The 21,640-nt window shown below is 41.8% G+C and carries 18 protein-coding genes; 7 read left to right on the forward strand and 11 right to left on the reverse strand.

Translation table 11 applies throughout. The features are described from left to right. Positions 1-36: 36 nt before the first annotated feature. The 3 genes from RG959_RS09605 to RG959_RS09615 all read right to left on the reverse strand — a co-directional run bounded on the left by RG959_RS09605 (position 37) and on the right by RG959_RS09615 (position 3,517). On the reverse strand, positions 37-1,920 hold the full coding sequence (locus RG959_RS09605; protein ID WP_342796908.1) for a beta-glucoside-specific PTS transporter subunit IIABC: 1,884 nt from the start codon (positions 1,918-1,920) through the stop codon (positions 37-39). 134 nt (positions 1,921-2,054) lie between these two features. Next, entirely contained in the window at positions 2,055-2,909 is an 855-nt protein-coding gene (gene licT / locus RG959_RS09610; protein WP_342796909.1) for a BglG family transcription antiterminator LicT, read from the reverse strand. Positions 2,910-3,070: 161 nt separating this feature from the next. Then, on the reverse strand, positions 3,071-3,517 hold the full coding sequence (locus RG959_RS09615; protein WP_342796910.1) for an Lrp/AsnC family transcriptional regulator: 447 nt from the start codon (positions 3,515-3,517) through the stop codon (positions 3,071-3,073). Positions 3,518-3,638: 121 nt separating this feature from the next. On the opposite strand from RG959_RS09615, the gene RG959_RS09620 reads away from it, so the two are divergent. Further along, the gene (locus RG959_RS09620; protein WP_342796911.1) at positions 3,639-4,193 is read left to right on the forward strand and encodes a cysteine hydrolase family protein; all 555 of its coding nucleotides are present in this window, start codon (positions 3,639-3,641) and stop codon (positions 4,191-4,193) included. 92 nt (positions 4,194-4,285) lie between these two features. On the opposite strand, the gene RG959_RS09625 is transcribed toward RG959_RS09620, so the two are convergent. Further along, the gene (locus RG959_RS09625) at positions 4,286-4,648 is read right to left on the reverse strand and encodes a hypothetical protein (protein WP_342796912.1); all 363 of its coding nucleotides are present in this window, start codon (positions 4,646-4,648) and stop codon (positions 4,286-4,288) included. 17 nt (positions 4,649-4,665) lie between these two features. Here RG959_RS09625 and RG959_RS09630 point away from each other — a divergent pair, with 17 nt between their 5' ends. Then, a complete protein-coding gene (locus RG959_RS09630) occupies positions 4,666-5,517 on the forward strand; it encodes a helix-turn-helix domain-containing protein (protein ID WP_342796913.1) in 852 nt (283 codons plus the stop codon). 221 nt (positions 5,518-5,738) lie between these two features. On the opposite strand, the gene RG959_RS09635 is transcribed toward RG959_RS09630, so the two are convergent. Beyond that, the gene (locus RG959_RS09635; RefSeq protein ID WP_342796914.1) at positions 5,739-6,005 is read right to left on the reverse strand and encodes a hypothetical protein; all 267 of its coding nucleotides are present in this window, start codon (positions 6,003-6,005) and stop codon (positions 5,739-5,741) included. Between the two features lie 105 nt (positions 6,006-6,110). Here RG959_RS09635 and RG959_RS09640 point away from each other — a divergent pair, with 105 nt between their 5' ends. Together RG959_RS09640 and purF are read left to right on the forward strand one after the other, a co-directional pair. Continuing rightward, on the forward strand, positions 6,111-6,287 hold the full coding sequence (locus RG959_RS09640) for a hypothetical protein (RefSeq protein ID WP_342796915.1): 177 nt from the start codon (positions 6,111-6,113) through the stop codon (positions 6,285-6,287). A 311-nt stretch (positions 6,288-6,598) separates the two neighbouring features. Continuing rightward, positions 6,599-7,978, forward strand: coding sequence for an amidophosphoribosyltransferase (gene purF / locus RG959_RS09645; RefSeq protein ID WP_342796916.1), 1,380 nt, complete (start codon positions 6,599-6,601; stop codon positions 7,976-7,978). Positions 7,979-8,129: 151 nt separating this feature from the next. Here the strand turns inward: purF and RG959_RS09650 are convergent, their stop codons facing one another. From RG959_RS09650 to RG959_RS09665, 4 genes are all read right to left on the reverse strand, one after another. Next, positions 8,130-8,399: a hypothetical protein gene (locus RG959_RS09650; protein WP_342796917.1), complete on the reverse strand. Its 270-nt coding sequence runs from the start codon at positions 8,397-8,399 to the stop codon at positions 8,130-8,132. Between the two features lie 962 nt (positions 8,400-9,361). Next, on the reverse strand, positions 9,362-10,666 hold the full coding sequence (locus tag RG959_RS09655; RefSeq protein WP_342796918.1) for a (Fe-S)-binding protein: 1,305 nt from the start codon (positions 10,664-10,666) through the stop codon (positions 9,362-9,364). Between the two features lies 1 nt (position 10,667). Beyond that, positions 10,668-12,077, reverse strand: a complete 1,410-nt coding sequence (locus tag RG959_RS09660; RefSeq protein ID WP_342796919.1) for an FAD-binding oxidoreductase — start codon at positions 12,075-12,077, stop codon at positions 10,668-10,670. A 19-nt stretch (positions 12,078-12,096) separates the two neighbouring features. Beyond that, positions 12,097-12,804, reverse strand: a complete 708-nt coding sequence (locus RG959_RS09665) for a FadR/GntR family transcriptional regulator (RefSeq protein WP_342796920.1) — start codon at positions 12,802-12,804, stop codon at positions 12,097-12,099. Between the two features lie 428 nt (positions 12,805-13,232). Between RG959_RS09665 and RG959_RS09670 the strand changes: the two genes are divergently transcribed. From RG959_RS09670 to RG959_RS09680, 3 genes are all read left to right on the forward strand, one after another. Beyond that, the gene (locus RG959_RS09670; RefSeq protein WP_342796921.1) at positions 13,233-14,567 is read left to right on the forward strand and encodes an MFS transporter; all 1,335 of its coding nucleotides are present in this window, start codon (positions 13,233-13,235) and stop codon (positions 14,565-14,567) included. 697 nt (positions 14,568-15,264) lie between these two features. Next, entirely contained in the window at positions 15,265-15,819 is a 555-nt protein-coding gene (locus RG959_RS09675) for a hypothetical protein (protein WP_342796922.1), read from the forward strand. 819 nt (positions 15,820-16,638) lie between these two features. Then, positions 16,639-17,379 (forward strand): alpha/beta hydrolase, encoded by a 741-nt coding sequence (locus RG959_RS09680; protein ID WP_342796923.1) that lies wholly within the window; start codon positions 16,639-16,641, stop codon positions 17,377-17,379. 249 nt (positions 17,380-17,628) lie between these two features. On the opposite strand, the gene RG959_RS09685 is transcribed toward RG959_RS09680, so the two are convergent. Further along, complete coding sequence (locus RG959_RS09685) at positions 17,629-17,892, reverse strand: HPr family phosphocarrier protein (RefSeq protein WP_342796924.1); 264 nt, start codon at positions 17,890-17,892, stop codon at positions 17,629-17,631. Between the two features lie 222 nt (positions 17,893-18,114). Next, the gene (gene pyc, locus RG959_RS09690; RefSeq protein ID WP_342796925.1) at positions 18,115-21,564 is read right to left on the reverse strand and encodes a pyruvate carboxylase; all 3,450 of its coding nucleotides are present in this window, start codon (positions 21,562-21,564) and stop codon (positions 18,115-18,117) included. Positions 21,565-21,640: the final 76 nt, after the last annotated feature.

A 21,640-nucleotide genomic window follows, 5' to 3' on the forward strand; every position in this document is an offset into this window, starting at 1 on the left:
TTGGTCAGCTGCCCATAGGAGCAGCTGATCGATTGATTATCTAGCTAATTTTAACAATGCTTCTCCTACACCAACATCTTTTCCGGTAATGCTTAACACATCGGCATATTCCGATGAATTGGTCACAATCAGCGGTGTAATCACGTCATAGCCTTCTGTTTTAATGCCTTCAATATCAAATTCTAGCAACAAGTCACCTTTTTTCACTGTTTGTCCTTTTGCTACTTTTGCTGTGTAATGGCGTCCTCCGAGCTTCACTGTGTCAATCCCGACATGAATGAGCAGCTCTTTTCCATCTGTTCCGGTTAAGCCGATGGCATGATTTGTTTCAAAAAGAGCTGTCACTATGCCGTCGATTGGTGCAAATGCTTTTCCTTCTTCTGGAATAATCGCAACGCCTCTTCCTAAAATGCCTTCTGAAAAAACAGCGTCACTTACTTCTGTAAGTTCCACCGCTTTGCCTTTTAAAGGAGAGTACACGACATCTTCCGGCAAGTAAGTGGACTCGGTGATTGCTTTTTCACTAGATACGCTGCCCGCTGGTGCTTCATCTTCAACTGGATCTTTAATGCCCAGAATAAAGGAAACAATAAAGGCAACGGCAAACGAAATCGCACAAGCAATGACAGCATGTGTGAAGTTTTGGAATCCATCCGGGCCGATATAGCTAGGAAGCGAGAAAAGACCTGGTGCTACTTGCGCGTATCGTCCGACCTCCATAATGCCAAGGTAAAGACCTCCGATTCCCCCGCCAATCATCGCTGCGACAAGCGGCCGTTTAAACCGCAAACTAATGCCATACATCGCTGGCTCTGTAATTCCGATCACAGCGGTTACTCCTGCGGAAGAAGCCAGTTGCTTCACATCTTTGTTTTTCGTGCGAAATGCAACAGCAAGTGAAGCGGCTCCTTCCGCGACATTTGATACCATCATCCCCGGACCGGCAACCGTATCAATACCGGACGTCGCCAACATACTCATCCCGATCGGAATAATACCATAATGCATCCCTGCCATGACCAAAAACGGCGTGAACGTACCAACGATCGTTGGCACAAGCCAGCTTACGTGTGTATTCAAGAAACCAATACCCGCGCCAAGTGCTAAGCCAAGATAGTTTCCTAATGGCCCAATAAACAGCAGTGTCACCGGCGCCACAATAATGAGCGTAACTAATGGTGCTAAAATGAGCTGAAGAGACTTCGGAGTAATTTTTTCAGCAAACGGTTCAACATAAGATATAAACCAAACCGCTAAAATAATAGGAATAACCGATGACGCATACGATACAAGCGGAATATTTAGTCCTAGAAAGTCAATTCCAGTCCCAGCTTCTTTTGCAGTACCTGTCATGGCAATAAACGTTGGGTGAATTAAAATGGCCCCGATGCTCATCGCTACATACTGATTTACATTGAATTTTTTTGCTGCTGAAACAGCTAAAAGCACAGGCAGGAAGTAAAAAGCAGCATCTGCCATGAAATTCAATACTTGAAATACATCGGATTCAACATCTATCCAATTAAAGGCCATGAGCAGTGCCAAAAGTGCCTTCAACATACCAGCACCAGCAAGCGCTGGAATAAGCGGGAAGAAGCAGCCCGCGATCGTGTCTAAAATTCTCGGAATCAGCTTCTTTTCTTTTTCATCTTTACTTCCGCTTGACTGTTCTGAAAAATTCCCCAGTGCTTGAATTTCCTTATGGACGTTCTTCACGTCATTTCCAACTACCACCTGATACTGTCCACCCTTATTAACTACTCCAACGATGCCTTTTAATTTCTTAATCGCTTCTGTATCTGCTTTTTGATCGTCTTTCAAATTAAATCGGAGTCTGGTGGCACAGTGCCCTACAGATGAAACATTTTCTTTTCCGCCTACTTTTTCTAAGATGACAGCCGCTAACTCTTTATGTGTCATATTTCCCACCTCTTTTTTCTGAATGTTCTGTCGGGTTTTGAACAAAATAAAAACCCACCAGTTACAGTAAGAAATCAAAAGATGATTTCCTTCTGTAACTGGTGGGTATAGCCTTTCGTAACAATCCCACATATTTATTTGCTTTCTTCAATGACCCTTCTAATATGAATGGCCAAGTATACAATTTCGTCTTCAGTTAATCGATAGCCCGTTTCGTTTAGAACATACTCTTCAATACGCTTAGCACACTTATATTCATTGGGATACTTTGTTTGAATAACTTCTGCAAAGCCCAGATCCGATTTTCTCCGATCATGCTGAACTTTCATCAGCCTTCTGACAAAATATTTAATATGTGTCCAAAAGCGTTCATAATGCAGCGAGTTTTCGTTCAGCTCGATGCCGTAATGATATTTAACGATGTCGATGATCTTTTTTTGCCTTTGAATCAGTTCCATCGTTTCCTGCATCTTTACGGTGTCATCCATCTGGGCATTGACCAAATGAAGCGCTATAAAACCGGCTTCCGAGTCACTCAGCATAACTCCATGCCTTTTTTTAATAATTTTCAAGGCTTCTTTGCCAATCAAATACTCGTGGTTGTAAAACCGATCAACTTCCCACAAAATGGCGTTTCTTACAGTGATGCCTTTTTTTGCCCGGTCAATGGCATGGTAAATGTGATCCGTTAAACCGAGCCAGATGGTATCATCAAGCTTTTTATTTAACGAGTTGGCTGCATACCGCACAATTTCATTGGTTGTTTTGACGTATGTATAAGGAATGTTTGAAAGCAGAACTTCAAGGTAATTGCTGTCCTCTTCCCCTTCTATCACATACACCCGTTCAATCAAAGACTCATCGATAAAATCGTTTCTTTGCTTTTGAAAGCCAAGGCCTTTGCCCATGACAAGCACTTCTTTGCCATCTTTATGCGAGCGTACTAAATTATTGTTAATCACTTTATCAATCTTTAAATTAGCAGACAAATCGTTTTCCTCCAAGGCTCACACAATGATGGATCGCTGCCTTTATCACGACAGTGCTACTAGTGACCAGTATAGCCTGCCGAACAGTAACTACCCGATCCAAATTTATATTGCTATTTTAGCGCCGGCTGAAAGCGATGTCAACTGTAAAAATAAATTGTTTATGTTTGCCTGGCCGACAGCGTATGACAGTTTTTCACTTCTTGAATGGACAAATTCAACATGTAATTTCCATATTCAAGTATTTGATTCAGCAATTCATTTAAATGGTTTTGTGCATGTAGTTTGACTTTCAAGTGGTAACACCCTTCCCCTGATATGCGGTGGGCTTCAACGATTTCTTGCCGATCGCGTAGAAAATGAACGAATGCATCATGATTGGCGGTTTTCATGTAAACAATTACGAAAGCCGTACAAGACAAGCCGATTTTTACGTCTTCTACGAACAAAGAATAAGCTTTGATGACCCCATTTTCTTCAAGCTTCTTAATCCGGTTCCCTACCGCCTGCCCCGTCATATGCACCTTCTCCCCTAAGTCTTTCCATTGAATGCGTGAGTTTTCGGACAGGAGCTGGAGGATTTGATAATCCATGTGATCAAGTTCCATAGTACATTCCTTTCACGATGAAATTAATGAACAATAAAGTCTTTCGCGAGCCTATCGATAAAAGAGACAGACTACTTTATGCTTTGTATTGTAATTCATTTTTCTTACGAGGTGAAAGAAAATGAGCAAAGGTTTAATCATTATTGATATTCAAAACGACTATTTTCCAAATGGGAAGATGGAGCTGAGCCAGCCTGACAAAGCAGCTGCCACCGCCGCAAAAATACTGGAATGGTTTAGACAAAACGAAAATGAAACCATTTACCATATTCAGCACGTCGCTCACGCTCCGGAACTGGGCTTCTTTCTACCCGATACAGAAGGCGTTCACATTCATCACACGGTTTCTCCAAAAGAAAATGAAATCGTCATCCAGAAACACTTTCCAAACAGCTTTTTACAAACAGAACTGGAAAGCAAACTGAAAGAAAAAGGCGTAACACAGCTTGTCATCGTCGGCATGATGACCCATATGTGCATCGATGCCACTGTTAGAGCCGCGGTCGATCTTGGCTTCGAAACCACATTAATTGAAGATGCATGTGCCACAAAAGAGCTGGCCTACGAAGACAAAACGGTTCCCGCTGAACAGGTCCATCACGCCTTCATCGGGGCGCTAAATGGCATGTATGCCCGCGTTATGTCAGCGGAAACGTTTTTGAAAGAAAATCAGTGAACTGTAGGGTGTGAAATATAAAAAAGCGCAGCTGATGTGCTGTGCTTTTTACTCTGCTATTTCTAACTCTTTATTGTTTTCTAGTTGTATGATCAGTTTTTGGGTCGTTTCATCTCTAAATACGACCATCCTTCTCGCCCTATCCATAATCCTTCTAAGTCCTCATAGTCTTGCTGCGTAGTGGCCGCTCTTTTTTCGAGCGCCTCATACTTTGCTTCTATAACTGATTTCTCTTGTTTTACTGTTTCAAGGTCTCTTCGAATAATTTCATAATCTGCTTCAGACGTATTTATATTTTGTAGAAAATTGATAATCTGTTTCATTGTAAATGCATTAGAGGTTGGAATTTCTATTGTATCTTGATCTGCAGGATTATTTTCTGAAACAATATGAAGTTCTGAAACCCTTTCTTTCTTTTGGGAGTTACGAAAATATCCAAGAGAAATACTATTCAACAAAAGAAGTCGCAGAAATGATTGGCCGCTCCGTCTCTACAGTTCATGCGTATGTACAAGAAGGAAAGCTAAAACCTGTGGAGGATCCGTGGGGAGGTCACCAAGGGCTTCTTTTTTCTAGAGAAGAGATTGAACGGCTTATCGAAATGATGCCTAAAACGCCGGAAGGCTTAACGTTAAACCAAGCGGCAGAATACCTGCAGACAAACCGAAACTTTATTGCGGCTTATATTAAAGAAGGTCTTCTTCCCGCCTCTGAAGGACAGATAAGAGGGCGAATAATTCCACTGATCCAAGAAAGCGACCTTAAAGAATTCAGCGAGCTGCATGAAAAGAAAATTTGGGAATACCGGCTTTCCCAGCGGCAATACTACAATAAAAAAGCAAAAGAAGCCGTGTATCAGCGCTTTTCTTCCCCTTCTATTCCGGAAGCAAGACTTATGCGCAAAGGTTTGGGAGATTGGTACTTCATTGTGCCGGGAACCGACGACACTTTCAGCTACATGGAAGGAATCTATACACACAGGTTAACACCTGACTATTCAATTGAAATGGGCAAGCGTAGCACGAAACCTGGATATGCGGTACTCAATCTGCCAGCCGTCTATTCCCTTACCTATCAATTGATAGATCTGCTTTATCAACAGGTACCAGTGGCCAACCTATACATGGAACGGTTAAAGGATCGTTGGGTCATTCATATGAAAGACGCACGATTAAATGGTGTTTCGGTTGAGTTAGCGGACTTCTTCATTAAGCGTTCGGCTAAACAAGGGCGTGTGCGGTATGTTCCGGAATATGAGGCACTCAGCATTGGATCCGATGAGGAATTGCTGTCGGTTTCGTTTTCAGTAGATATTAAAGAGTGACTACGAAAAAAGGAGAACAGATAGGGAAAAGTATGCAGGATATTGCGGCAGAAATCCTTGAGGAAGTGTATAAACGTGAGCAAGGTCAAAGCGGAGGTAATATCAATCATTTTTAAGTATTGAGTCGGAATTGGGGCTTACTTATTTAAGTCAGCTCTTTTATTTTATGCTCTGTAATTATTATTGCCTGGTTCTTGTTTTAGTTAAGCGGAGAACATATTTCAAAAGCTACGTGGACGGGGACACATAGCTTGAGCCGCTACATATTTTTCTATAAAAGGCTCATCGCTTTCAGATAAAATCCCTTTCTCTTTTATCCTTTTCATCGCTTCTTCGTTTACTACACATTCGTGGCCATCATCATGCAGGAAAAAAACAGGCTTATCGAATTTGATTTCTTCCGAATCTTTCGCTGTAAGCAGATGGTCTATGTCAGAAAACTGGCTGTCTATTAATCCATTTCCGACCATCCAATCTCCTTCTTCCAACTTTGCTTCTCATATGTTGAATAAATGATTTCCTTCGCTCCTCGTAAGAAGTCACATCACGAAAATTCAATTCTTTTTTCATAATGCCATAACGAAGGAGGGCATATGAGAGTCATTAAAGGCAGCAGTAACCACTCTTTCCCGCCCGTCTACTACATGCTCACCCATTTCTTCAGCAAGACCACGATTTATGGAAACAATTTTTCCGTCATCCATCGTTATATGATATCAGTCGCTAATCCCGTCATTTACAAATGGTCTGTAGATCCGTACATTATTTAATATTTTCATCTTCTCTTCCTTTCTAAATCAATCCTTCCCTAGTCTCTACCCCTTCGTTTATTTTTTTAACGATAGCAGGAAAACCCTAGCTGCCGACACTGGTACATAGTTCCCTTATCCCTGCATCTAATAAAAACCACCCTTCCTCCTCGAGATAAAAACAGTCCGAGTAACCCATATCTAAACGTTAGAGATAAAGAAAGCGGGCTGTTCAACCAGAACCAGAGCGCGATACACAACAGGTTACACAAGAATAAAAATGGTCTTTCAGTAGAGAATAGAAGAAATGGTATAAACAGGAGGGGACAAGAATGACTTCAGAAATGAAGGAAAAATGCGGGGTATTTGGCGTGTTCAATCACCCTAAAGCAGCCGATTTAACATACTACGGACTTCACGCCCTTCAGCACCGGGGCCAGGAGAGTGCAGGAATCGTGGTTAGCGATGGCAAGACTTTTAGACACCACCGCGGGATGGGATTGGTTACCCAGGTGTTTTCGCGTGATATTCTCGATGGGATGGACGGGAATATGGCTATTGGCCACGTTCGTTATTCAACCTCTGGAGAAAGCTTGTTGCAAAACGCACAGCCTCTCGTTTTTAAATATAGCGGAGGCGATCTGGCTGTGGCTCATAACGGCAATCTGGTAAATGCAAGGATAGAACGTAATGTGTTGCAGCAGCAGGGAAGCATCTTTCAAACAACAACTGATACAGAAATCATCGCCCACCTTATTGCCCGTTCCAGTAAAAACGAGTTTGAGGAGGCAGCTCCTGACATTCTTACACGAATCGATGGGTCTTTCGCTTTGCTTATTATGACAGAAAAACAGATGCTCATTGCGCTGGATCGTCATGGATTACGCCCTCTCAGCCTTGGAAGGATCGGTGAAGCGGTCATTGCTGCTTCAGAAACATGTGCTTTAAATGCTGTTAATGCTGAGTTCTGGCGGGACGTGGAGCCGGGAGAATGGCTTCTTATTGACGAAAATGGCATTCGAACCGGACGATTCGCTCCGAAAAGTGAGTTATCTCTTTGTTCTTTTGAGTTTGTTTATTTTGCCCGGCCTGATAGCGTTATACATGGAAGAAGCATTTTGTCAATCCGAAAAGAATTAGGAAAAATTTTAGCAAAGGAACATCCGATACAAGCAGACGTGGTAGTCGCTGTTCCCGATTCCAGCATACCGGCAGCTATTGGTTTCGCCCAAGAATTAGGGGTCCCTTATGAGATGGGTCTGATCAAAAATCCATATGTCGGCCGTTCATTTATAGAGCCTACCCAGGAACTGCGCGAATTGGCTGTTCGCCTTAAACTGAGTGCCGTTCAAGAAATTCTTGAAGGAAAAAGAGTGGTGCTTGTGGATGATTCGATTGTAAGAGGAACAACCAGTAAACGAATTGTCCAGTTGATTCGGCAGGCTGGAGCCAAAGAAGTTCATGTACGCATTAGTTCACCGATGGTTCGCAACCCTTGTTTTTATGGAGTTGATATGCCGACAAAAGAAGAGTTATTTGCCAACAGACTAGAGCATGAGAAAGCAATGGGCGAAGCGATTGGAGCAGATACTTTAGCTTTTTTAAGTACAGAAGGTTTGTTAAAAGCAGTGGATGTGAACCTGGCAGAAACCAGCAATCGTTGTATAGCTTGTTTCAGCGGGGCTTATCCAACCAATTTATACTTGAAGTGAGTAAGTAAAGTACCCGACAAAATTAATAGCTGCTGACTATCAACCCAACAAGGCATGTGTTTGTACCAATTATGCCTTGTTGAACTTTCAGAAAAAAACCATTCTTTTAACTCCGCCTAATTGTAAATACAAGAAATTTACAGGTATCCGTTTAAATCACAAACTGCTTATTTTTTAGATGAAAGTCGTAATACTGATCAAGCTTTTCATATAGTTTTTCAAGCAATTCCTCTACTTCTTCCCGTTCATTCTGCCATTTTTGAATTTGATCTATTGACTCTTCAACCGATGTATTATGTAAATCGTGAATTACCCTTTGATCCACTTGTTCATATGTCTCGTCTATCAAATCATCCAATTCATCCCGTGCTTGTTTCAAATCAGAAATTTGTTCCGTTAGCTGTTTGAGAAGGGGATTCAACTTTCATACCTCATTTCATTTTTATTTCTATTTTTAAATATGACGGAAAAGCACTATTTTTATACCGATGATATCCCACTTAATTCTTTCTAATACAAAGGCAATTCATGTTTCCTCAATATGTTTTATGCTCCCAAGTCTTGTCTGTTCATCAGCTAGTGGTATTTTACAGGGATTTCACCCATTATTAGTTCATGTAATTCTTCTGACGACCGTTCGATCACTTTCGGAGATTCATCCCCCACTTATCAAGCTGGATCTTCCGCTTCTTTTAAACCGGCAGGCTGCCGGGAACCGACGATACTTTTAGCTACATGGAAGGGATCTACACACATAGGTTAACACCTAACTATTCCCTTGAAAGGGGCAAACGCAGCACGAGGCCTGGATATGCGGTACTTAATCTTTCGGCCGTCTATTCTCTCACCTATCAAGTAATGGATCTGCTTTATCAGCAGGTGCCAGTGCCCAATATGTAGGAGCGGTTAAAGGATCGATGGGTCATTCATATGAAAGATGCGCGGTTAAATGGTGTTCACGTTGAATTAGCTGACTTTATTAAACGTTCGGCTAAACAAGGGCACGTGCGTTATGTTTCTGAATATGAGGCACTCAGCATTGAGCGGAGAAGGAATGGTTGTCGGGTTCCCTGTCAGTCAATGTTAAGGACTGGCTTCGGAAAAAAGGAGAACAGACAGGCAAGAGTATGCAGGATATTGTGGCGGAGATTCTTGAAGAAGTATATAAACGTGAGCAAGATAATATCAATCATTTTTAATTGTTAAATCAAAATCGGAACTGACTTATCTAAGTCAGTTCCTTTATTTCATACCCTGTGATTGTAATTACCTGCTTCCACTTCTTCATTTAGTACATTAATCATCGCAATGGTCATCTTCACCTGGCTTTTAAGCTATGCTTCGCCAGATTCATCTAATTTTTACACAGGTTAAGTGTACAATTCATGAAATTCCAGCTGTTTCAGCAAGATACTCGATTAAATGCAGTGCCCTCACAGACTGGGTAAGATTTTCACGTTCAATGCCCAGCTTCATTTGCAGCAAGCATCCTGGATTGGTCGTAATTACGACAGATGCTCCGGTCGCTTTTGTATCTTTCATCTTCTCATTAAGAATCTCCATAGATGCATCATAGTTAACGATATTATAAATCCCTGCTGAACCGCAGCACATGTCTGCCCGCTCCATCTCTATCAATTGAACTCCTGAAATTCCTTTTAAAAGCTCTACAGGCTGTTTAGTCACTTTCTGCACGTTTGTCATGTGACAGGAACGTTGATACGTTACCCGCTCTTCCCGATTTGATTGCAGATTCGGCAAACCGCCGCACGAAATTAGTACCTCGCTGATGTCTTTGGATTTTTTAGAGAATGCCAAAGCTCTAGCTGCCCATTCCTGATCATTTGCAAGCAAATGACTATATTCATACAGCATAGCACCACATCCGCCTGCATTATTTACAACAAAATCAACATTCTCTTCTTCAAACACTTTGATATTTTGCTTGGCCAGACGCTTGGCTTCTTCCATTTCTCCAGAATGTGCGTGCAGCGCCCCGCAGCATGTTTGTTTTTGTATGACGACAACATCACAGCCAGCTTCAGCAAGCAGCTCAATCGATAACCGGTTTATACGCTGAAACATAGCATCCATAATACATCCGGTAAAAAAGGCGACTGTATATTTTTTTTCTCCTTTTGCTTTTACTCTGTCAGGTGTTTTTTTGCGTTCTTTCGGTGAAACAGACTGCGGCATGATCGCTTCGAACGCCCCTAAATGATAGGGCAGCTTGTTTGTCAGGCCAGATTTATGTGCTGCTTTTCGTATCCCACTTTTTTCATAAAACCAAACGGCATTACCCGTTAATTTCATAGCCTGCCTGCTTGGAAATACTTTTTTAAACATAGCCTTTCTCAGCAGGCGGACAGGAACAGAAAATTTCTTGCGTTTCACAATTGTTGCCCGTGTTGCTTCTAAAAGAGACCCATATTGAACTCCCGTTGGACATGCCGTTTCACAAGCACGGCAGCCAAGGCACATATTCATTGGCTCTTCCAAAACCGATAGGTCCGTTATCTTTCCCTCCCCCACCATTTTGATCAAATTTATTCGACCACGCGGAGAATGTGTTTCTTTCCCCATCGTCATGTAAGTCGGACAAACTGGCAGACAATAGCCGCATTGTACGCAGGCATTTGTTTTTTCATACTGTAATTCTTCTTTCAATTGTTCGAGCGTTTGCTTCATCTTAACTCAACTCCAATTTCTGCCCTGGTTCGGGGAATATTTTTCCTGGATTCATGATGTTATTTGGGTCCCACACTTCTTTAATGCGTTTCATCATATCCAGACCAGCTTCACCTAGCTCCATTTCCATAAAAGGAGCTTTCATTAAGCCAATACCATGTTCACCCGATAGTGTTCCGCCGAGTTCCACTGCTGCCGTAAAGATCTCCGCAACTGCCTGCTCAACACGGCGCATTTCTTCTTTGTCGTTTTTATCGCAAATAATGTTGGGGTGTAAATTTCCGTCTCCTGCATGGCCAAATACGACAAGGTGTACGTTGTACTTATCACGAATCTCCTGAAGCCTTTGGCACATTTGCGGAATTTTGCTTCTTGGCACCGTGGCATCTTCTGAAATCTTAGTTGGTTTTATACGGACGATAGCTGGCGACACCAGCTTGCGAGCTCTCCAGATTTCTGCCTCTTCAGCTTTGTGTTGTGGAATACGAATGTCCTCAGCACCAACCGAATGGCATAGTTCATTTATTTTTTTTACCTCGTCTTCCAAAGCCAGAGGATGCCCATCCAGTTCAATTAAGATAACGGCTTCAGCCTCTGTCGGCAGTCCTAGCGGTTCGTAATTTTCAACCGCTATAATAGAAGACTGATCCATCAGCTCCATTTTTGAAGGCAAAATGCCTGCCGATAAGATTTTTGAAATGGCACTTCCTGCATCAACAAGGCTGTTGAACACCACCATAAGCGTGGCAGAAGCGACGGGTTTTGGAATAAGTCGCAGTATCGCTTTTGTAATAATACCCAGCGTTCCCTCTGATCCGACAATCAGTTTTGTTAAATCATAGCCGGTTACGTTTTTTACTGTTTTTCCACCTGTTTTGATAATCTCCCCTTCCGGCGTGATCACTTCCAACCCAATCACATAATCTTTGGTTACTCCGTACTTTAATCCTCTAGGTCCGCCTGAATTTTCGGCCAGATTGCCACCGATGGTAGATACATGAGAACTGCTTGGATCCGGGGGATACATAAGCCCTCTTTGTTCTGCTGCTTGATGGATGGCAGATGTCAGCACCCCTGGAGAAACAACGGCGACTAAGTCTTCTTCATAAATTTCAAGCACGTCATCCATAACTGATAAATCAAACACAAGTCCCCCTTTTACCGGAAGAGGCCCGCCGCTTAAAGAAGTGGACTGGCCGCGGGGATAAACCGGAATCTGCTCACGGTTTGCCAGTTTCACAAGAGCAGCCAATTCTTCTACACTTTTGGTCTGAATAACTGCATCCGGCAAAAACGTGCCGAAAGAGCCGTCAAATGAATAACTAAAACGATCGCTTTCCTCGATTAAGACTCTTCCTTCTTTCACAATGTTTTGAATCTCTTCAATGTGTTTTGCTTTAACCGTTTTCATTTTTCATCTCCCCTTTTCCCTATACCGTATAGTCTCTTAATAATAAGCTTAATTTCTTTTCTGCATTTTTAAGGTGAATCACACATTGAATCTTGGCCAGTTCTGGTTCTTCTGCTTCGATGGCCATCAAAATATTATGATGCTCTTTATAAACAGCTTCACGCCTTTGTCTAAGTTCTGCATTGGGCCGAAGGGTAATGTCTAAAGCTCTCTTATATAAAGAAGATAAGCTTTCCAATGTTTGAACCATAATAGGATTGTGTGTAGCCAAAATAACAGAACGGTGAAAATCGATATCTGCATCAATGGCACTCATTCCTTTTTGAAGCGACTCATCTTCCATTCTTTTTAATATTTGTTTCATTTGTTCAAGCTGTTCTGGTGTACGTCTGAGTGCTGCTAAATAGGCTCCTTCAGGCTCCAAAATTTTTCTCATTTCAAAGAGATGCTTAATACTTTCTACATCGTCACTTTCCATTCGTACGCGCTGCAGCAATGTTGGGTTGGTTGCTTCTTCTACATAGGTCCCCCCGCCCTGACGTGAAGAGATCATACCTGCTGCCCGGAGCATACTCAGCGCTTCACGTATAGGCACTCTGCTAACACCAAACTGGGCAGTCAGCTCCATTTCAGTGGGCAGCTTTGATCCGGGGGGGAATGTTCCATTTTCAATCAGGTTCAATAATTCACGAGAGATAACTTGCGAGATCTTTTCCTTTTTTGACATGTTTCGTTCCTTCCTCTCTCTTCATCCTAACAAGAAGTGTTGCTTTAGTTACAACAAATTTGTATAACAAATTTTATTTAATTTGTATACAAACAAATGCTTATTTTCTAAAAAATTGATTTACAAAGGCTCTTATAGCCTCTATAATAAATAAAAATGGTGAGTATTTCAACACAATTCATGAAATTTGTATAACAAATTTTCTTGGATCTCGGAAATTAGTTATACAAATTGACTGTTCATTATGCTGCTACTCTACAAATAGGGTTATCGAAAGATTTTACGTCTATTCACTAATGTAAACCCTTACAAATATGAACAGAATTCATTACTGGATGATGAGATTGTTTTGTTTTGTGGACTTATTTTATTGCTTGTTTAAGCAGAAATCCACGACCATTTCATTATGAACATTAGGAGGAATCAGAGTGAAAGATTATTCAAAAGATGTAGAAAAACGAACCATCAAAAAAGTAACCATGCGCCTTATCCCATTCCTTTTTATTTTGTACATCATATCTTATCTCGACAGAGCAAACATAGGATATGCGGCCTTGGACATGAATGCAGATCTTGGCATCACAAGTGAAGTATTTGGATTTATTTCTGGTATCTTCTTTATTGGTTATTTCTTATTTGAAGTACCAAGCAACATCTTACTGCAGCGTTATGGCTCAAGAGTATGGATTGCACGAATTTTGATTACCTGGGGGATTGTTTCTGTTGCTACGGCTTTTGCTCAAGATGCTTTTCATCTTTATATTATCCGTTTCTTGCTTGGTGTCGCGGAAGCCGGCTTTTTCCCCGGCATTATTCTTTACTTAAATTCCTGGTTTAGAAAAAAGGAACTTGCCCGTACCATCGCTATGTTTATGACAGCCATTCCCGTGTCTTATATTATCGGCGGTCCATTATCAACATGGATTATGGATAACATTGAGTGGCTTGGAATTTCAGGCTGGCGCTGGATGTTTATTTTAGAAGGCTCTCCAGCAGTCATTCTAGGGATTGTTACGTATTTTTATTTAACCAATAAACCTGAAGAAGCAAAATGGCTTTCTAAAGAAGAAAAAACATGGCTGATTGAAGAACTTCGCAAGGATAAAGAAGAGCATGAAGGAAAGAAAGAAGTCCAAAATAAAGATCATAAAAAAGCGCTTACTGATAAAAAAGTGTGGTATTTGGCGATCATTTATTTTGTTTATATTTCGGGAAGCCTTGGTGTTGGGTATTGGATGCCTCAAATTATCAAAGAACTATCAAGCTTTTTAAGCAATACTCAAATCGGTCTTATATCAACGATTCCTTTTATTGTGGCTACAATTGCCATGAATTACTGGGCAGTACGCTCTGATCGAACTGGAGAAAGAAAAATGCATTCGGCTATTCCACTGGTCATTGGAGCTATTGCTTTAATTGGAGCCGGGTTAACAAGCAATCCATTTTTTTCAATGTTCTTTCTCACCCTGTCTCTTGCCGGGATGTATTGCTTTAAAGGACCATTTTTCGCACTGCCGTCCATGTTGCTAGCTCCCTCCACAACAGTTGTAGGTGTTGCCGTAATTAACTCTATTGGAAATCTAGGTGGTTTTCTTGGACCGTATGCTGTAGGAATGCTGAAGGATGCAACAGGCTCTACAGGTGCAGGACTTATATTCCTTAGCGCTATGCTCCTGATTGGCTTCGTATTAGTATTGTTTATCAAAAGCAGTTCGGTACAAGCAAAAACGACTAGCCAGAAAATAATCAAAAAATCAGTTTAGTTTAAAAGATATTCCTGTAACACATGCTTTCATAACATGATAAAAACTCGTTTCTTCGGCAAGTTATTGCATGCGCTCACACAAAAAAACATAGGAGCAGAAAAATTAAATTTTTCTATTACGCTGAATGATTAAACCTTTATTTGTGTATGAAGGAAGTTGACTTTTCTGAAGCAGTGGTGTTCTGTACACCGCATTTATGCGATCCCCTTTAAATGTCTTATAGTAAGGACAGGTTCACAAAGCACTAAAAGAAAAGCAAACAGCCCAATTTTATGGAGCGGAGAACAAGGTAATCGAGCCTTGTTCTCTCTTTTATTTATAAGGGCTAATTGGATTGTCAACACTAAATCAAACAACTTTCTTAGAGGATAAGCAACCGAAAAAACACCCCAGATCTTTAAAATCCGGGGTGTGTCAAATACAACAAAATTGCATTTATGTTGTATTCTATTTTACTGGTCAACAGTAGACCAAATCTGTTGATGAAAAGGCAAACACGTCTTTAACTTCTAAAGGACAGGTAAAAGGGCGAACGATTCCTCTCATTAAAGAAAGCGACCTAAAAGAATTCAGAGAGCTGCACGAAAAGAAAATTTGGGAAGACCAGCTTTCACAGCGCCAGTATTACAATAAAAAAGCGAAAGAAGCGGTGTACCAGCGCTTTTCTTCCCCATCCATTCCGGAAGCAAGACTTATGCGCAAAGGTTTAGGTGACTGGTACTTTATTGTGCCGGGAACGGATGATACTTTCAGCTACATGGAAGGGATTTATACACACAGGTTAACACCCGACTATTCCATTGAGATGGGCAAACGCAGCACCAAGCCTGGATATACGGTGCTCAATCTGCCGGCAGTCTATTCCCTCACTTATCAAACGATGGATCTGCTTTATCAGCAGGTTCCTGTGGCCAATCTATATATGGAACGCTTAAAAGATCGATGGGTGATTCATATGAAAGATGCACGGTTAAATGGTGTTCCGGTTGAGTTAGCCGACTTTATTAAACGTGCGGCTAAACAAGGACGTGTTCGGTATGTTCCGGAGTATGAGGCGCTCAGCATTGAATCTCAGGAGGAATTGTTGTCGGTTTCGCTGTCTGTGGATATTAAGGATTGGCTTCGTAAGAAAGGTGAACAGACCGGCAAGAGTATGCAGGATATTGCGGCAGAGATCCTTGAGGAAGTGTATAGACGCGAGCAAGGTCAAAATAATGATTTTCAAGTACTCAATCAAAATCGTAGCTGAATTATCTGAGGCAACTAGTTCTTATTTCTTTATTAAATAAGTGAAAAACCTTCTTCAAAAGCTATGTGGAAGAAAACTACATAGCTTGTTAGTAATTAAGAGCTTTGTGTTTATCTTAAGTTTTCTACAAAAAGGCTATGCTCTGTTTGATTTGTATCAAAATAATAATCGAAGATCTTGAAGGTGAATGTGGCTCTAATTTTTTGTTCAACCATGAATTCGCCTCTTATATTGAATATTGTAACCATTAAGTCCACTACAGTAAAATTAAAAGTCGAGAACCCGATATAATACCAGACTCATGCCTAAACTGCTCAGCAAAATAACCTATCTAAATTTTGGGGCTCGCTTCAGGGAAAGATCGCTTTAGTGCATATTTAATCCAACTATTAGGCTTTCCTCTCGTGAAATTTCGTCGACTTCCGCTATGACGATTGATTTCCGAGATGTGGTTGATCCGTATAAACAACTAATGGAATGAGTTAGAAATTTTCGTTGGTGATGTCAATAATGCGGGTCAGTCCTTGGATAACCAGAAAAGTTCTTCTATATAAGTAGATAGGCATCCTTTCTAGCCTAATATCTTTTGAAAATGTAGTGTAAATTTGTTACCTTTTTAGTTTTAAAGAAAAATAGTTACAGCAGTGTAAAGCAGTAACAAAGACATTCCTAATCGAAATGACTTGTTGTATTAAATACTTTATTCTAGATCACTTTGCCAAAATAGAGTCAACAATATAATAAATATGCTTAAGGCTATTATAAAAGCCCTTCTATTATATGAAAGAATAAAAATCCTACATAAAAGGAGCTAGTACTATGAAAATCGCTGTACCTAAGTCGTTTACATATAAAGGCGGAGATAAAGCTGTTCTACTGTTACATGGATTTACTGGGAATACCCGGGATGTAAGAATGCTAGGGCGTTATCTAAATACACGAGGCTATACTTGCCATGCTCCTTTATACAGCGGACATGGATTAGAACCTGAAGAACTTATAAAGACAGGTCCAGAAACTTGGTGGCAAGATGCAGTCAACGGCTACTTTTTTCTAAAAAATGAAGGCTTCGGGAAAATTGCTGTGGCGGGTGTCTCCCTAGGAGGGACTTTTTCTTTGAAATTGGGAGCCGAATTACCAGTTCATGCAATCGTTTCGATGTGCGCTCCTGTGAAAAGCAAGAGCACAGATGATTTATATAAACGTGTCCTTCGCTATGCAGAAGGGTATAAAAAGTTTGAAGGGAAAAGCGAAGAACAAATTTTAAATGAAATAGAAAACTTAAAACAAGCAGGTATGCCCTCCCTAAAAGAACTACAGCAACTCATTGACAATACCGAAAAAAAGCTCAATTTAGTATCTTCTCCAACCCTCGTGTTACAAGGCCAGCTAGATGATACTATTTATAAAGAAAGCGCCAAAATTATATATCAAAAGATACAAACAGAACATAAAAACTTAAAGTGGTATGAAAATTCCGCACATATCATTACGTTAGATAAAGAACGTGAAACAGTATACGAAGATGTTTTTACGTTCTTGAACCGCTTAGACTGGTGATACATATAATGAGTTACTAAAAAACATCCTCCAGAATGGAAGGTGTTTTTGTTTGACTCACTCTATGGGGTCAGTCCCCGTTCAGCTAAACAAGGAAGTGTGCGGTATTCTCCAGAATTGAAGGCATTCGGCATTGACTCAGACTGATTCTCTTGCAGAAATAATGAATTTCCGAACGAATTACTACTATTCCCAATAAACTAAGGCGTTTCTTATAAAAGAAACGCCTTAGCCCTATAATCGTTTTATTTATTCATCAAATTTGTTAATAAGAATATCACCTAGTACATGAATTGCTTTTTCTTCATCCCGTCCATTTGTGATGAGCGTTACGCTGTCCCCTTGACGAATCGCTGACGCCATGATGCCCATAATGCTTTTCGCTGCTACCTTTTTTTCATTCTTTATCAGCAAAATGTCACTGTTGAAGGAAGAAGCTTTTTGGACAAAATGAGAGGCTGCTCTTGATTCAAGCCCAGGATCCAGCCCAATCACAATTTGTTTTTGAAGCATAGCTATCTCGCCTTTCTAAATTCACCAAGCGGTTATTATTCGGTTACTAATTTTCCTTAAACTTTTCAACTGCCATTTCTTGTTCTTTTGAATGCCAAACAAAACTTTGTAGGTCGCGACTTAATGCGGCTCGTCAAGATATTGGACGCTCTCCTTTTAAGTAACAAGGAGATTACTTGTATAAATGATAGCCGGAAAGTTTAGAATTACCTCATCTATTTTTCACTTCACTAATTCCACTAATAAATCTCCCGTGCTAATCGATTCACCATTCTGAATGTGAATACTTTTTATCGTTCCATCAAATGGCGCCTGTACCGTTGTCTCCATTTTCATCGCTTCGGTAATCATAAGATGATCCCCGCGCTTCACTTTATCGCCTTTTTCAAGGATAACTTTAATGACCGTACCCGGCATTGTGGCCGCAATATGACCCTCATTCTTAGGATCTGCTTTCACTTTCGCATTGACGGCTGATTTGATGCTTTCATCTTTAATCACCACATCACGCGGCTGGCCATTCAGCTCAAAAGTTAAAATGCGCGTTCCATCCGCCTGCGGGTGGCCGATCGAAACGAGTTTCACAATCAGTGTTTTTCCTGTTTCAATCTCAATTTCTTTTTCTTCACCGAGACGCATGCCGTACAGGAACGTTGGTGTATCGAGAACCGAAATATCGCCATACTGTGCTTTGACTTTTGCATAATCTGTAAACACTTTTGGATACAGGGCATACGCAATCACATCATGATCTGTTGGTTCTTCCCCGATTTCCTGCTCCAGCTCTTTACGTAGTGCATCGAAATCGACGTCTTCCAAAAGTTCACCCGGACGAACGGTAATCGGTGATTTTCCTTTTAAGATCACTTTCTGCAGCTGCTCTGGGAAGCCGCCAGCCGGCTGGCCAAGATAACCTTCAAACAGCTCAATGACAGAGTCAGGGAAATCAATTTTGTCGCCGCGAAGCAGTACTTCCTCTTCCGTTAGTTCATTTTGGACCATAAAGAGGGCCATATCCCCGACTACTTTAGAAGACGGTGTGACTTTAACAATATCGCCGAACATTAAATTCACACGGCGGTACATGTCTTTGACTTCATCCCAGCGGTCACCAAGACCGACGCCTTTTGCCTGCTGCTGAAGGTTTGAGTACTGGCCGCCCGGCATTTCATGCTCGTAAATTTCCGTATGCGGCGCAAGCATCCCGCTTTCGAACGGCGCATAAAACTTGCGGACATCTTCCCAGTAGTAAGAAACTTTTTCAAGCGCATCGATGCGGACAGACGGAGCCCGGTCTGTTCCTTCAAGTGCATAGTGAAGCGTGTTGGCGCTTGGCTGTGATGTAAGCCCCGCCATTGTGCTGAGAGCCGTATCGACAATATCCACACCTGCTTCAATGGCTTTCATGTACATCAGTACACCGTTGCCGCTCGTGTCGTGCGTATGCAGGTGAACCGGAATATCAACCGCTTCTTTCAATTCAGAAATCAGGCGGTAGGCAGCCTGCGGCTTAAGAAGTCCGGCCATATCTTTAATGCCCAGAATATGGGCACCCTGTGCTTCGAGCTCTTTCGCCATGTTTTTGTAGTATTCTACATTGTATTTCGCACGGGATGGATCATCGATATCTCCTGTATAACAAATCGCCGCTTCGGCGATTTTACCGGACTGGCGGACTGCATCGATGGCAACCTCCATGCCTTTCACCCAGTTTAAGCTGTCGAAAATACGGAATACATCAATACCGGACTCGGCAGACTGCTGGACAAACTCTTTAATGACGTTGTCCGGATAGTTTTTGTAGCCGACTGCATTCGATGCTCGAAGCAGCATTTGGAATAGAATATTCGGTACCTGCTTGCGAAGCGTTTCAAGACGCTTCCACGGATCTTCTTTCAAGAAACGGTACGCCACATCAAACGTCGCTCCTCCCCACATTTCCATTGAGAACAATTCTGGAAGAAGGCGGGCTGTTGCCGGTGCAATGTGTGTTAAATCTGTTGTACGAACCCGTGTTGCCAGCAAGGACTGATGGGCATCGCGCATTGTCGTATCCGTTAAGAGTACTTTTTTTTGTTCTTTTACCCAGTTTACAAGACCGTCCGCTCCCTGCTCGTCCAGGATCTGCTTCGTTCCGTGTGCCGGCTTTTCGGACAATTTCACTTTCGGGATGCGCGGTGTGTCAAACACAGGCTTTTTCTTCTGCTCCACACCCGGGAATCCATTCACGGTGACAGTACCGATATAATTGAGCATTTTTGTTCCGCGGTCTTTTCGTTTCGGGAAGACAAACAGCTCAGGTGATTTGTCAATAAAAGACGTATCATAGTTGCCTGAAATAAAATCTTCATGACGCATGACGTTTTCCAAAAACGGAATGTTTGTTTTAATTCCGCGGATCCGAAATTCCTGCAGATTACGCGCCATTTTCGAGACTGCCTGTTCAAATGTCATTGCATGAGTTGATACTTTTACGAGAAGCGAATCATAGTATGGCGTGATTACGGCCCCTTGGAAGCTATTCCCGGAGTCTAAGCGAACGCCGTAGCCGCCGCCGGAACGGTAAGCCATGATGCGGCCTGTATCCGGCATAAAGCCGTTTTCAGGGTCTTCTGTTGTAACGCGTGACTGGATCGCATACCCCATCGTGCGAATGTCTTTCTGCTCAGGAATGCCGACTTTGTCGCTGTGCAGGCCATGGCCTTCTGCCACAAGGATCTGTGTCTGTACAATATCGATTCCTGTAATCAGCTCGGTAATCGTATGTTCAACCTGGACGCGCGGATTCACTTCAATAAAGTAAAAGTCTTCACCTGCGGTTAAGAACTCCACGGTTCCAGCGTTCAAGTAGTCCACATTTTTCATCAGCTTCACAGCTGCTTCACAAATACGGTCACGCAGGTCTTCCGAAATCGAAACGGCTGGTGCAACCTCCACTACTTTTTGGTGGCGGCGCTGAACCGAACAGTCACGTTCATACAAGTGAACGACATTTCCTTCGTGGTCGCCGATAATCTGAACTTCAATGTGCTTTGGATTTTGAACAAATTTTTCTACATACACTTCATCGTTGCCAAAGGCTGCTTTGGCTTCAGACTTCGCACGGTCGTACGCCTCACGTACTTCTCCGAGGTTTTGAACAATCCGCATGCCGCGTCCGCCGCCGCCAAGGGCGGCTTTGATGATAATAGGGAAGCCATATTTTTTCCCGAATTCAATGACTTCATCTAAACTACCGACCGGTCCGTCTGTACCTGGAATAACGGAAATTTCCGCTTTTATTGCCTGTGTGCGTGCTTTTACTTTATCGCCAAACATATCAAGGTGAGCGGATTTTGGTCCAATAAAGATAATACCTTCCTCTTCACAGCGTCTCGCAAATTCGATATTTTCAGATAAAAATCCGTAGCCGGGATGAATGGCATCGACCTCTGCCTGCTTGGCAATTTCAATGATGCCCTCGATATCAAGATAAGCATCAATCGGTTTTTTTCCTTCTCCTACCAAGTACGCTTCGTCGGCTTTATAGCGATGATATGAACCTGAATCTTCCTTCGAGTAAACAGCTACTGTCCGGATATGTAGTTCTGTGCAGGCTCGGAATACGCGAATAGCAATTTCCCCACGATTTGCCACTAGAACTTTTTTGATTTTTTGGGTTGTCAAATCCATACTTAATCTGTCCCTTCACTAATAGCATTAATAGGAATAAAATAAACTGCTTCTCTTTTAAGAGAAACAGTTTACT

The organism is Domibacillus sp. 8LH (genome assembly GCF_038806185.1).
In the GTDB taxonomy this organism is placed as follows: domain Bacteria; phylum Bacillota; class Bacilli; order Bacillales; family Domibacillaceae; genus Domibacillus; species Domibacillus indicus_A.